The 13686-nt window shown below is 37.8% G+C and carries 11 protein-coding genes; 8 read left to right on the forward strand and 3 right to left on the reverse strand.

The features are described 5' to 3' along the window. Nucleotides 1–6 precede the first annotated feature (6 nt). The 7 genes from JR347_RS11525 to JR347_RS11555 all read left to right on the forward strand — a co-directional run bounded on the left by JR347_RS11525 (nucleotide 7) and on the right by JR347_RS11555 (nucleotide 8440). Nucleotides 7–1464, forward strand: coding sequence for a SusF/SusE family outer membrane protein (locus JR347_RS11525; protein ID WP_205720758.1), 1458 nt, complete (start codon nucleotides 7–9; stop codon nucleotides 1462–1464). Nucleotides 1465–1526: 62 nt separating this feature from the next. Then, entirely contained in the window at nucleotides 1527–4631 is a 3105-nt protein-coding gene (locus tag JR347_RS11530) for an alpha-amylase family glycosyl hydrolase (RefSeq protein WP_205720759.1), read from the forward strand. 115 nt (nucleotides 4632–4746) lie between these two features. Continuing rightward, a complete protein-coding gene (gene pfkA, locus JR347_RS11535; protein WP_205720760.1) occupies nucleotides 4747–5730 on the forward strand; it encodes a 6-phosphofructokinase in 984 nt (327 codons plus the stop codon). Beyond that, entirely contained in the window at nucleotides 5730–6581 is an 852-nt protein-coding gene (locus tag JR347_RS11540) for a hypothetical protein (RefSeq protein ID WP_205720761.1), read from the forward strand. The genes pfkA and JR347_RS11540 overlap by 1 nt, the downstream gene beginning before the upstream one ends. Beyond that, complete coding sequence (locus JR347_RS11545) at nucleotides 6578–7558, forward strand: ROK family protein (protein WP_205720762.1); 981 nt, start codon at nucleotides 6578–6580, stop codon at nucleotides 7556–7558. Before JR347_RS11540 ends, JR347_RS11545 begins: the two co-directional genes overlap by 4 nt. Before the next feature lie 89 nt (nucleotides 7559–7647). Continuing rightward, nucleotides 7648–8001 (forward strand): tellurite resistance TerB family protein, encoded by a 354-nt coding sequence (locus JR347_RS11550; RefSeq protein ID WP_205720763.1) that lies wholly within the window; start codon nucleotides 7648–7650, stop codon nucleotides 7999–8001. A 10-nt stretch (nucleotides 8002–8011) separates the two neighbouring features. Then, on the forward strand, nucleotides 8012–8440 hold the full coding sequence (locus JR347_RS11555; RefSeq protein WP_205720764.1) for a tellurite resistance TerB family protein: 429 nt from the start codon (nucleotides 8012–8014) through the stop codon (nucleotides 8438–8440). 53 nt (nucleotides 8441–8493) lie between these two features. On the opposite strand, the gene JR347_RS11560 is transcribed toward JR347_RS11555, so the two are convergent. Together JR347_RS11560 and JR347_RS11565 are read right to left on the reverse strand one after the other, a co-directional pair. After that, complete coding sequence (locus JR347_RS11560; RefSeq protein WP_205720765.1) at nucleotides 8494–9894, reverse strand: sodium-dependent transporter; 1401 nt, start codon at nucleotides 9892–9894, stop codon at nucleotides 8494–8496. A gap of 76 nt (nucleotides 9895–9970) precedes the next feature. Beyond that, complete coding sequence (locus JR347_RS11565; protein ID WP_205720766.1) at nucleotides 9971–11263, reverse strand: cation:proton antiporter; 1293 nt, start codon at nucleotides 11261–11263, stop codon at nucleotides 9971–9973. A 189-nt stretch (nucleotides 11264–11452) separates the two neighbouring features. Here JR347_RS11565 and JR347_RS11570 point away from each other — a divergent pair, with 189 nt between their 5' ends. Then, nucleotides 11453–12892: a TonB-dependent receptor gene (locus JR347_RS11570; RefSeq protein WP_205720767.1), complete on the forward strand. Its 1440-nt coding sequence runs from the start codon at nucleotides 11453–11455 to the stop codon at nucleotides 12890–12892. Here JR347_RS11570 and JR347_RS11575 read toward each other — a convergent pair. Beyond that, a complete protein-coding gene (locus JR347_RS11575) occupies nucleotides 12881–13684 on the reverse strand; it encodes a queuosine precursor transporter (protein ID WP_205720768.1) in 804 nt (267 codons plus the stop codon). The two genes, JR347_RS11570 and JR347_RS11575, sit on opposite strands and share 12 nt — an antisense overlap. Between the last annotated feature and the right edge of the window lie 2 nt (nucleotides 13685–13686).

Below are 13686 nucleotides of genomic sequence, written 5' to 3' on the forward strand. Positions count from 1 at the left end.
TGAATTATGAAAATTAATATATGTTTATTCTTAATAGCAGGTTTTTTCTTTATTGCTTCTTGTAGTGAAGAGGAAATAGATGCTCCAGTAACGGGAAAAGAATCACTAGACAACTTTTCGCTTATCCCTGTAGAAGGAACAATTGACGTAAGTTTAGTTGAGCCTGATAAAGAAGTTATTGTATCATGGACTGAAGCTGTCTCTGGCTTAAACTCAGATGTAACTTATACATGGGTAGCTTTTGATGAATCAGGTTCCATAACTAATCCAGCACTGAGCATACCTTCAGATAATGAAGGTCTTTCTACTCAGTTAACTTTTACAAATTCGCAATTAGATGATGCTTTATCAAGTTTAGGTGTAGCAAAAGGTCAGTCTGTAACTTTCAACTGGAATGTTATTGCCAATAATGGTGATTATACTTTAACAGCTGAAACTAGTACAGTTACTTTAGAAAGAGGTGAAGATGGAATGTCAAATTTCTTCTTAATATCTCCTTCTGATGGGGCTGGTGTAAGTTTAATATCTGCTACTCCTGATGAAATAGTTGAAATCATATGGCAAGAATCATTTGTTTCGACAGGCGGAGATATTACTTACGAATGGCAGGCAGATGCTGATGGGGGCGATTTTGACACACCATTATTAACTTTACCATCGAATAACAGTGGAGTGGAAAATTATCTGACTTTAACATTTCAACAGTTAGAGGATGCGTTGGCTGATGTTGGAATTGATCCAGGAGCAACAGCTATGTTAGACTGGCGCGTTGTTGCTACAAGTGGTAATTTTTCATCAATATCAAATGTATATAGTGTATCAATCACAAGATATTTAGTTGAAATCCCTCAATTATTCTTAGTAGGTGATGCAACCGCAGCTGGATGGGATAATAATAATAACAACCCAGCCTTGTTCAGAGATCCGGTTAATACGGGTAAGTTTTATTATAAAGGATACTTTAATGCCGGAGCTTTCAAAATATTGGAAGTAAAAGGTCAATGGCAACCACAGTGGGGAAGTGTAGGAGACGGCATTTTGGGGGTTAATGATGGTACAGGTAGCGACCCTGGAACAATAAATGTGAGTTCTGCTGGTTATTATGAGTTTGTGTTTAATGGGGCTACAAGAACTTATACCTTTGAACCTGTTGATATTACAGGTTCTGCTTCATATACTACAGTTGCAATTATTGGTAGCGCTACTCCAAATGGTTGGAATGATCCTGATACCGATATGGTTCAGTCTACCGTTGATTCTCACATCTGGTTTATTACGTCTGAATCTTTAGTTAATGGAGAAATGAAATTTAGAGCAAATGATGGCTGGGATGTAAATTGGGGCTCAGACACTGCTCCCTATGGTCAAGGTTCTTTTGGAGGACCAAATATTCCAGTTACTGAAGCAACTTATACAATTTGGTTCAATGATTTGGATGGTCGATATGCTTTGATTGAAGAATAAATCAATATTATTTATCAGAAATAGCGTGGCTCGCCACGCTATTTCTTTTTAAAAGCATTCTTATGAAATATATCTTTTCTTTTTTACTGCTTTTTGTTGGCTCTCAGTTCATTTATGCGCAATCATTTTCAACCGATCCCACATTTCCTACAGCAGATGCACCGCTAACTATTACTATTGATTTAACAGGTGATTCAGACATGGAAGATGAGACAGATGTCTGGATTTGGGCTTTTCTACCTGAAAACTGCACTTCTAATTGCGATGCACCAACAAACATAAATCCTGTTCCCAATGATGGCTCTTTGGATGATGCTAAGTTCACACCTACAGGTAACCCAAATGAGTTTGAAATTACGTTTGTGCCTACTGATTTCTTCAATAAACCCGCAGAAGAAATTACTAAAATCGGCTTTTTGGCAAAAGCATCTGATTGGCCATTAGGTCAAACACAAGATTTTGAAATAGATATATCAACTGGAGAATTAGCTGTTTCTATCAATTCACCATCAGAACCATTTCTATTTATCGATTTAAATGAATCAGTTAGCATCACTGCCAATTCATCAGTTTCAAGTAGCCTAACTTTATTTCAAAATGGAAGCCCTGTAGCTTCCAATAATGGAACAAGTATTAGCTTTAATACCACCATAACTCAATTGGGTACTACTACCTTTAGGGTAAGTGCTACTGCTGGTGGATCTACAGTTTCAGATGAAATTTTGGTTATTGTACGTTCAGAAAATCTTGCCTCACGGCCAACAGGAATAATTCCCGGTATTAATTATTCTGCAGATGCTACGGAAGCTACTTTTTGTTTATATGCACCATTAAAGCGCTCTGTTTACCTGCTCGGTGATTTCAATGATTGGATCCCCTCTACCAACTATCAGATGGCCAAGGATGGTGATTATTTTTGGCTTAATGTGACTGGATTAAATGCTGGAACTGAATATGCTTTTCAATATCTGGTGGATGAAGACATTTTCGTGGGAGATCCATATTCAGATAAAATATTGGATCCCAATAATGACAGTTTCATTCCCAATTCAACCTATCCGGATTTATTAAGTTATCCAGATTCCGATATTCCAGAGGGTTGGGTGAGTGTGATGCAAACCGGGCAGCAGGAATATAATTGGTCAACTAACGACTTTACTGCACCTGCAAAAGAAGACCTTGTAATTTATGAATTACTTGTACGTGACTTTGAGGATGACCAGAATTATGATGCAGTAATTAATAGGTTAGATTATTTGGAGAGTTTAGGAATTAATGCCATTCAACTAATGCCAATTATGGAATTTGATGGTAACAATAGTTGGGGATACAATCCGGCATACTTCTTTGCGCCTGATAAATATTACGGCACAAAGAATGATCTCAAGGCATTTATCGATGTGTGCCATTCAAGAGGCATTGCGGTTATTCTGGACATGGTATTAAACCACACACATGAAAGAAATCCTATAGCGGCTATGTACTGGGATCAGACCAATTTCAGGCCCGCAGCTAATAGTCCCTATTTAAACCCTGTGGCAAGACATCCTTTTAATGTATTTTTTGACTTTAATCATGAGTCGACAGCAACACAAAATTTTGTAGATACAGTAAATTATTATTGGCTAGAAGAATATCGTTTTGATGGGTTCCGTTTTGATTTATCGAAAGGGTTCACTCAAAGAAACACTTGCACAACTGGCAATTGTGACACAGGCTCTGAAGTTTCTGCCTGGAGTAATTATGATCAATCAAGAATCGATTTACTTACTCGAATGGCCGATGATATTTGGTCTCATCACCCTGATGCCTACGTTATACTTGAACATTTATCAGTTAATAGCGAAGAAAAGGTATTAGCTGATTATGGCATGATGCTTTGGGGTAATATGAATTATAATTTTAACCAAAACACAATGGGCTATTCCGATGGTTCAAATGTCGATTGGGCGTATTTTGGTAATCGAAATTGGAATGATCCTCATCTCATACCCTACATGGAGAGTCATGATGAGGAGCGATTGGTGTATCGGAATTTGCAGAATGGTAATTCTACCGGTGGCCATAATACCAAGAATCTTGATATAGCGCTGGAAAGAATAAAGTCAGCGTCTGCCATTTATTATGCTATTCCCGGGCCTAAAATGTTATGGCAATTCGGAGAGTTAGGATATGATATTTCCATCAACCAAAATGGGAGAGTGGGTGAAAAACCAATTCCCTGGGCATCTTCATCCGATGGTTTAGATTATGATCAGGAGACAAACCGTTTAAAACTGTATGAAGTTACTTCCGAATTAATCAAGCTAAAGACTGACTTTAATGCATTTAAAAGTGGATCATTCACACTTGACGAGTCTCAAAGTTTAGTAAAGAAGATCATTTTAGATAATGGTACAGCGAATCCTGTCAATGTTGTTGATGCCAACTTCGTGATTGTGGCTAATTTTAACTTATCGGCACAAGCTGTTAGTACCACTTTTCCATACAATGGCACTTGGTATCGTTATTTTGCGAATGGCGACCCTATTGAAATTTCTTCAAATAACGCATCACTCATGTTGCAGGCAGGTGAGTTCAGAATTTATACTGATATTCAATTACCATCAACTTCATTAGAACTTACTCAACATGTTCAGCCAATTGTGCCTACAAATGTTTCTGCGTCAGAGGTTGCTGGGGAAGGAGTGTTGTTAAATTGGACGGATAACAGCTCTATTGAATCATCTTACAAGATTTTTAGAAGTAGCGGAAGTGAGTTTGAAGAGATAGGATCTTCAGGGATGAACACATCAGAATATTTAGATGAAACAGCAGAGGCTAATGTTGGGTACACGTACAAAGTAGTTGCTTCTAATGCGAATTACTCATCTGAATCATCAGAAGTGCAAATTACCACTACCAATATTATTACTTCTGTTGAAAATCATGATTCGGGTTCCATAAACGTCTACCCAAACCCTGTAACGGATCAGGTAATTATTTCGCACAAATTGAATGGCGGTTATTATAACTTAATGGATTTATCCGGGCGAATTATTCAAACAAATTCATTTCAATCTAATTCTGATATTGAACTTGATATGACTAACTTGAAGAAGGGATTATACCTTCTGAAAATGAATAGTGACAGAGGAATAGAGTGTGTAAAATTGTTAAAAAAATAATCTCAACTATTTCCAGTATTCAATCGTTTGCAAAAGCAGCGGTTTAAAATTCATATTAAATCACTGTTAAAGAGAGGTTAATCTTCCTTATTTTAGGAAATTAATAACGACAAAAATGCCATCAGAAATTAATAATATAGCTGTATTTACTTCGGGAGGCGATGCCCCTGGAATGAATGCTGCCATCCGTGCCGTTGTACGAGCAAGCATATTTTATAAGAAAAACATATTTGGTATATATCGTGGCTACGAAGGCATGATTGACAATGATATTGTAGAGCTGGATGCGCGTTCGGTAGGTAATATCATACAAAGAGGCGGTACCATACTTAAGTCTGCAAGGAGTGAAGAGTTTAGAACAGCCGAAGGAAGAAAACAAGCCTATGAAAATATAAAATCCAGAGGCATTGATGCATTAGTAGCCATTGGTGGTGATGGTACTTTCACAGGGCTTCATGCATTTTATAAAGAATTCGGCTTGCCTGTAATATGCGTTCCGGGCACCATTGATAATGATTTACCAGGAACCGATTATACGATAGGCTACGATACCGCCACGAATACCGTGGTGGATGCTGTGGATAAAATACGTGATACAGCCCTTTCGCATAATAGATTATTCTTCATAGAAGTGATGGGTCGGGATTCTGGCGCCATAGCCATTAACTCCGGTATTGCAGGAGGAGCGGCAGCCATTATTATTCCTGAAGAAGAAATGACCATCGATGAATTGGTTGCCAAACTAGATAAAGGTGGTGAAAGCAAGAAGAGCTCAAGTTTAGTAATTGTGGCCGAAGGCGGTAAAAGTGGTAGCGCTATGGATATCGCTGCCGAAGTCACCAAACGGTTTCCTTACTACGACACTAAAGTGACGATTCTAGGTCATTTGCAACGAGGTGGTGCACCTACCTATTTCGATCGTGTTTTGGCGAGTAAAATGGGTGTGTATGCCGTAGAAGGTCTGCTCGATGGTAAAACTGATGTAATGGTCGGCATTAAAGATAATCTCACTGTTTTTAACGACTTTGAAACGATTATGAGCAACGGGCATGAGATAGATACTGATGCATTAAGAATATCTAAAATACTCTCTATATAATGATTTTAATAGGCGTAAGCGGTTCATCAAAATGCGACTGGCAACTGGTCGAAGATGAAACTACAATTAGTCAATTCAGTACGGGTGGGCTAAATCCTATCTTTCATAGTGAGGATGAAATATATGAGATAGTCTCCAACTTGAAAGAGACAAAAGATAAAGCCATTGAAGTTATTTATATCTACAGTGCTGGCTGCGGAAGTAAGTCTTTTCAGAATAGCGTGCTCAGAGCTTGTTCCAAGGCTTTTCCAAAGAGTCATCATTATGTAAATCATGATATTGTGGCATCTGCACTTGCCACTTACGAAGGAGTACCATCCATAGCATGTATTTTAGGCACAGGTTCAAATGCATGTTATTTCGATGGTGACATTGTTAGACAGGAAACACCCGCATTAGACTATGTACTAGGTGATGAAGGCGGAGGCTCTAATTATGGTAAGCAATTATTAAAAGCTTATTTATATAAACAACTTCCAAAAGATATTGATAAGGCATTTACAGATGAATATGGCCTTACAAAAGAGGTAATACTCGAAAATGTTTACATGAAGCCCTATCCAAACGTTTACCTTGCCTCATTCATGAAGTTTATTCAAAATAATAAAGATCATGAGTACTTCCAGGCAATGATTAAACAAGGCATGACTGATTTTATGGACTACTTTATTCTTCCTTTAGATAAGTATAAATCAGTTAAAACTCATTTTACCGGCTCCATTGCTCAGATATTTGAAGCTGAACTTCGTGCTGTAGCAAAAGATAAAGGAGTAGAAGTTGGTAAAATAATTAAAGAGCCTATTAACGATCTGGTGCGTTATCACATTAATAAAAGGTATAAAAAGTCATGAGTGATATTATTGTTGGAATTGATATTGGTGGTACCTCTACTAAATTCGGATTAGTAGATCAGTCGGGAGAAGTATTGTTCCAATCTAAAATTACAACCCAAACACATAGTGATTTTAGAGACTTTATTAAAGAATTAGACGATGCCATTAAGAAAGGGATGAGTGAAGTGGGTAGTTCCACTAAACTTATTGGTATTGGTATTGGGGCACCTAATGCCAATTACCTGCGCGGTACAATTGAGCATGCAGCTAATTTGAGGTGGAAAGGTATTATTCCTATCGTTGATATCATGAAAAATGATTTCAATGTACCTGTAATGATTACAAATGATGCTAACGCAGCGGCTATGGGTGAAATGATCTATGGTCATGCTCAGGTGATGAAAGATTTTATTGTCATTACTTTAGGTACAGGCCTTGGGTCTGGAATTGTATGCAATGGTAAATTAGTTCATGGGCATGATGGATTTGCAGCTGAACTGGGCCATGTTATTATCAACCCAAGAGGAAGGCAATGTGGTTGTGGCAGAAGAGGCTGTTTAGAAACGTATGTTTCTGCAACTGGCATAAAAAGAACTGTTTATAAAATGCTTGCAGACCATTTAGAAGAAAGCGAATTGAGAGGTATTAGCTTTCATGACCTTACCACTAAGATGATTGCTGAATCTGCTCAAAGAGGTGATTTAGTGGCAAAGGATGCATTTGAATATACCGGTCAGGTATTAGGTGCGAAATTGGCTGATACCGTTGCGCATACCGATCCGGAGGCAATATTTCTTTTTGGAGGTTTAAGTTTAGCCAAAGATTTAATTTTTGAACCAACTAGGAGGCATCTTGAAGAAACATTAATGCCTATTTATAGAGGAAAAGTGCAGGTGCTCCCTTCTGGGTTGCAAAACCAGAGCGCACCTATTCTCGGTGCTAGTAGCCTGGTAATCGACTTTTTGAATAACAACGAAAGAGAAGTGGTTGGATAAAACACCTGGCAAGGTCTTGACAATCATAAGATTATTGATGTAATTTATTTACTTTTGGTACTTTACACAGTACTATAAATCAAATCACGTTGAGGAATATAAAGCTAGAACACTTTCAAAACCTCGTTTCCGTGGCTTTTGCTGACGGGCATGTTGAAGACTCCGAAAGAGAATTTCTTGAGGATAGAGCAGAAGAACTGGGCTTGCCGGCAGAAGAAATATCAAAGATAATGGAAAGAGCCAGCGAGCTTAAATTTATTGTTCCAGATGACTTGGATGATAGAGAAGAGCAACTGGCAGATGTAGTTTTCATGTCGATGATTGACGGAGAAATTGAGCAGAAAGAATACGATTTGTGTTTAAATATTGCGGAGAGGTTGGAACTGAAAAAAAGTGATTTAGATGAAGTGATTGCACTTACAAAACGACTTTGGAAAACATAAATAAAGAACTATGATCGGCTTTTTTGAACATCAATTTCTTTCTTTTAAAAAGAACCACCTAAGAAATCTCATTGCTTTGGCGAAGGCTGATGGTCACCTACACCCAGATGAGGAGAAAATGATTTATAAGGTAGGAGAGAAGTATGGGTTAAAAGATAGACAGATTGCTTCATTACTCAGAAGCGATAAAAAGCTTGAACTGCACGTTCCTGATACTCATGATGAAAAAATGGATCAGTTATATGATATCGTTATGATGGTTTATGCGGATGGTGTTGTCGAGGAATCTGAAATCGAATTTTGCGAGGATATAGTTGATAAGTTTGGGTATAAGAAAGAAATCGTTAATTGGCTCATTGAATTCTTTGACGAGGGCAAAGAACCTAATAAGGCAGAGTGGGCCGAATTGAAAGAAACAGCCGGTAAAAAGTTTGCCTAAAAAAAGCCTTCTGAATTTCAGAAGGCTTTTTCATTTCAGCATTTTGTCATTTCTTAAAATAGCTCGTCAATTAAGCTTACACCAAAGAACTTCTGGCTTACTGTCAGAATAAATATTATACCTAAAATAATTGGGCATAAGTAGCTAATAGTTACGTCTAAGAATTTTCTTATTAATGAGGTTTTGAATCCATCAAATCCTGAACTTATTTCTTCGTGTAGGTTTTCTTTCTTCCAAACATACGCAGCGAACACAGAAATTAAGAAACCGCCTAAGGGTAAGAATGTGTCACTCGAGATGTTCTCCACCAAATCCATGAAGGTTTTAGTTTCGCCACTCGGGTATGTAACAAATGAAGTAAAAAACTCCACTGCACCATTGCCTAATAAGGATGGAAGCCCTACAAGAAATACTGTTAATGCAACGGCCCATACCGCTCTGCTTCTTTTTACCTGATGCTCGTCAACAACGTAAGTTACCGGTACTTCAAGCAGACTTACCGTTGAAGTAAGTGCAGCAAAAGATAGTAATAGGAAGAACGTTGATCCAACGATAACTCCTAAAATTGGCCCTAGACTTTGAAAAACACCTGGCAGTACTGCAAATATTAATCCCGGGCCTTGAGCCGCTCCTTCCATAGTGCCTTCAGTAAGGTATGCAACGAACGGGAACATCATTAATCCTGCAAGAAATGCAATGCCAACATCTGCAAGCGTAATAAATGCCGCTGATGTGATGATATTATCTTTCTTTCCAACATAGCTACCATACGTTATCAATGCGCCCATACCTAATGAAAGTGAGAAGAATGCCTGACCTAAGGCATTGAAAACTACCTCAAGGTTTATTTCTGAGAAATCAGGAACTAAATAAAACTGAACGCCTTTAAAAGCATTAGGCAGTGTAAATGAATATAGCACTAGGCCAATGATGATAAAGAATAACGTAGGCATTAATATTTTCGAAGCTCGCTCAATACCAGCCGAAATACCTTTAGAAACGATATACGCAGTGGTTGCCATGAACACTACTGCATAACCTCCAATTTTAAACACATTCGTAATGTATTCACCAAAATTGCCGCCTACTTCAAAGTTACCCATTACCATTTCAATGAAGTATCCGAATGCCCAACCAGCTACAACATTGTAGAAAGAAAGAATGAGTACTCCGCTTAGAATTCCCATTTTACCTATGATGGACCATCTTTTATAGCCTAAGGCTTTGAATGCACCTACAGGGTTTAGTTGTGTTTTTCTTCCAATAGCAATTTCTGTAACCATTACAGGGAAGCATAGGATAAAGCAAAATGCTAAATACATTAAAAGAAAAGCTGCACCACCACCGGCACCCACCTCAAATGGAAATTTCCATATATTTCCTAAACCAACGGCAGATCCTGCTGCTGCCATAATAAATCCGAGCTTACTTGAAAAGCCTCCTCTGTTAGCCATAATTTAATAAAAATTTAACGGGCTGTAAATATGTGTAAATTTTTCAGCTTAAGAAAAGATTTCTACACGAGGAGTATTAATGTGGCTTCCTGGACTTAGGAGCCTTCATATTTGCTTCATTAAATTTTGCAAATAATTTATTAATGGTAAGTCCCTGTACAACAATTGAGAATAGTACCACGCAATAAGTCATAGTAATAATTACGTCAACTATTCGTGTGTCGAAGTTAGTATTTTCATAGAGTGATAAGGCAAGTGCGACCGAAATACCCCCGCGTAATCCACTCCAGGTTAGTATTCTGATTGTGTATTTTGGAAAATGTCTAGTAATTCTCATTAAAGAGATCGGCACCGATACACCTATAAGTCTTGCCAGTAGTACCACACCAATAGCACAACCTGCTGCGTAAAAATAATCTACCTCGTAATTGATCACGATAATTTGTAAACCTATCAGAATGAAAAGTATGGCGTTCATGGCCTCATCCATAAGGTGCCAAAACTTGTATACATATTCACCAGCAGCATCTTCCTGGTTTTCGTTTCTTCCTTTTCTACCAACAAAGAGTCCCATTACTACCATAGCCAGCGGCCCTGATACATGTAGTGTCTCTGCAATGCTGGCACCACCCAAAACCATAGAGAGCGTTACCAGAACTTCTATTTCAGTATGTTCATTATCAATAACTTTCAATAAATGTAGTCCGGCATAACCCAATAAAGCACCTAACAATAATCCACCAAATACTTCTACAGCAAAGAGTTCTACAACTGTTAGTATTTCAACATTCTCAACACCTTTAGTAGCTATTGCTAATATGGTTAAGAAAACAACTACGCCTACACCGTCATTAAATAGAGATTCACCAGCTATTTGGGATTCCAAGTTCTTAGATACCTTAGTTTTCTTAATCATTGCTAACACGGCAATCGGGTCAGTAGGAGAGATAAGAGCGCCAAAAAGTAGACAGTATATATAGTCTAGATTGATTCCAATGAGAGGTATAATATAGTAGATGGCTGTACCTGCCACAACCGTTGACAATAAAACACCAACAGTTGCTAATATTAAAATTGGCCATTTTTCTTCTCCAAGTTTTCTCAAATCAAGTTCAAGAGCACCAGCAAAAAGGAGGAAACTCAGCATTACCTGAAAGAGTACTTCTGAAAAGTCATACTCTGTCATCAGGTTAGAAGCTAAATCGTTTAAAGTTCTAAATACATATTCACCTGTAATGATAAAAAGGGATAAGCCTAAAGCTAAAAGCATCAACCCGATTGTTGATGGCAACTTCAAATATTTCACATTGATAAGAGTGAAAAAAGCCGCCATTATAATGAGTAATGTAATGAAATCTAGTACTTCCATTTTATCGTATATTATTTAAATGTGAACTATAAACAAGCTCATAAGTTAGAAAACTTAGCCTATAATTAAAAGAATATCAGTTAATTAAATATTTATAGAATGATTCTGAATTTATGATTAGAGGACAGTCTAAAAAATGATACATTTGATTAGTCAACTTTTGCATTCATAAGGTGTTATAAAATTGAGATGAACGAGCTCAGAAAACTTACAATCAAAGAAAAAGCACTTCAAATTAACCTGCGAAGAGATATTTATGGGTCATTTGCTGAAATAGGTGCTGGGCAGGAAGTAGCAGCTAATTTTTTCAAAGCTGGTGGAGCATCTGGTACCATTGCCAAAACCATGTCTGCTTATGATATGAGCTTTAGCGATGCTATCTATGGCCATAGTCCGAGGTATGTGTGTCAGCCAAGGCTCTTGCGCATGCTGGATCATGAATATGGGTTGCTTTTAGAGCGATTGCCGCATGAAGCAGATAAAACTACCTTCTTTGCTTTTGCCAATACTATGGAAGCATTGAACTATGAGCGCACTAATAAGCCTCATGGTTGGATGGGTTTACGATTTCAGACAAAACCTAATGGGCCGTATAATGAATGTATCGTTCACATTAAAATGCTGGATAACGATGCGCTGCTTCAGCAGCAGGCTGTGGGTATTGTTGGAGTTAATTTAATATTTGGATGCTTCTTCATCCAAGACCCTGAAGAATTGTTGGTTTCTCTTGTTGATGGTTTGGTACATGGAAGAATTGGTATCGATATGTTTCAATTAAGTGGCCCTGACTTTAAGCATGTTGATAACCGACTCATGAGCTTAAAGCTGGTGAAGAATGGCCTAACCAGAGCTGCCATGTTTGGGCCGGATGGTCATGTATTACAGCCTTCCGAAGCACTTTATAAAAAGAATGTTTTAGTACTAAGAGGAAGATTCAGACCTGTAACTCATGTGAATGTTGATATGCTTCTAACGGCCAGACGGCATTTCAAGAAGGAAGAAGATGTTGACAAATCGAAAATATTGGTATTAACGGAAATTACACTAAACGATTTACGAACAGAAGGGGAGATAGACGATGAAGATTTCTTAGCTAGAGTGGATATTATTTGTGCACTAGGCCAACACGTGATGATTTCTAACTACCAGGAGTATTATAAGCTGGTAGAGTATTTATCGCAGATGACTCGTGGAAAGAAGATAGGTATTATACTTGGTGTACATAATTTGCAGCGTGTTTTCGATGAGAAATACTACCACGATTTAAGAGGTGGTGTGCTTGAGGCATTTGGGGCACTATTTGGCAATAATGTCACACTATTCGTTTACCCGGCACTTAAAGCAGGAGGAGAAAGTGTTTATACATTGGACAATTTTGAACTCCCAGAAAAACAAAGAAGCTTATTTGATTTCTTAATCAAGAATAACAAATTGGTGAACATTCAGGGAGCTAATATGGATAACCTGCATATAATTTCTGATGAAGTGCTGGAAAGCATTAAAAGGGGTGAAGATGGTTGGGAAGATAAAATACCACGTCAGGTAGTGGCAGCAATTAAAGACAATTGCCTATTTGGTTACCCTTGTCCACCTGATAAGATGACTAAAAAAGAAAAATCAGAAAAATGATGAGCTGGATTCAGCAGCATCTTCCATAAGCTGTTCTGATTTGTCTTTTCCTAAGTAGTTGTCAATTAAATAGTGGGCTATATAGAGCAATGGTGTTAGTGCGAGTGCTATTACAAACTTATAGATGTAATTAATTACACCGACAGAACCTACCTGAGCAACACTCCATTGAGCAGATTCCGGAGCCAAAAGATAGAACGCAATAAAAAGCACAACGAAGCTATCAACTAATTGAGATACGAGAGTTGAGCCAGTTGCTCTTAACCATAAATATTTACTGCCAGTAACTTTTCTAAGCTTGTGAAAGACAAAAACATCCAGCAATTGGCCAACCAAGAATGCTACTAATGAACCAACAATAATTGCAGCCCCTTGTAAAAAGACTTTGTTAAAGGCAAAGTTCATATCAAAATCAGCGCCTGTGTTGGTTTTACCATTAATATCTAACCAAAATTGTGCTGGTTCTAGCCAGGTAACAATGTTTATTACAATAAAAGCGAATGATATAAAAATGACCGTCAGGTAGCTGATTTTCTTAACGCCTTCTTTACCAAAATATTCGTTAATGATGTCTGTGGTAACAAAAACAACAGGCCATAGAACCACCCCCGCAGTAAGGTTGAAGTCCAGCACCCAATCGCCAAAGAGTTGAAGCTGTGCAGGGTTAAATCCAAATGTTTTTTCAAGTGAAAATATTTTTGTGCCTACCAACTCAGCAATTAGGGCATTGGTGAGGAATATGCCTGAAAGAACAATAAATAGGTTGGTTTTCTTATCAAGTGTATGCTTCATAC

It is taken from the genome of Fulvivirga lutea (assembly GCF_017068455.1).
In the GTDB taxonomy this organism is placed as follows: Bacteria; Bacteroidota; Bacteroidia; order Cytophagales; family Cyclobacteriaceae; genus Fulvivirga; species Fulvivirga lutea.

Bases quoted from the DNA above. Each gene is read 5' to 3' on its own strand.
- JR347_RS11525 (WP_205720758.1), top strand. From the start codon at position 7: ATGAAAATTAATATATGTTTATTCTTAATAGCAGGTTTTTTCTTTATT.
- JR347_RS11530 (WP_205720759.1), top strand. From the start codon at position 1,527: ATGAAATATATCTTTTCTTTTTTACTGCTTTTTGTTGGCTCTCAGTTC.
- pfkA (WP_205720760.1), top strand. From the start codon at position 4,747: ATGCCATCAGAAATTAATAATATAGCTGTATTTACTTCGGGAGGCGAT.
- JR347_RS11540 (WP_205720761.1), top strand. From the start codon at position 5,730: ATGATTTTAATAGGCGTAAGCGGTTCATCAAAATGCGACTGGCAACTG.
- JR347_RS11545 (WP_205720762.1), top strand. From the start codon at position 6,578: ATGAGTGATATTATTGTTGGAATTGATATTGGTGGTACCTCTACTAAA.
- JR347_RS11555 (WP_205720764.1), top strand. From the start codon at position 8,012: ATGATCGGCTTTTTTGAACATCAATTTCTTTCTTTTAAAAAGAACCAC.
- JR347_RS11560 (WP_205720765.1), bottom strand. From the start codon at position 9,894: ATGGCTAACAGAGGAGGCTTTTCAAGTAAGCTCGGATTTATTATGGCA.
- JR347_RS11565 (WP_205720766.1), bottom strand. From the start codon at position 11,263: ATGGAAGTACTAGATTTCATTACATTACTCATTATAATGGCGGCTTTT.
- JR347_RS11570 (WP_205720767.1), top strand. From the start codon at position 11,453: ATGAACGAGCTCAGAAAACTTACAATCAAAGAAAAAGCACTTCAAATT.
- JR347_RS11575 (WP_205720768.1), bottom strand. From the start codon at position 13,684: ATGAAGCATACACTTGATAAGAAAACCAACCTATTTATTGTTCTTTCA.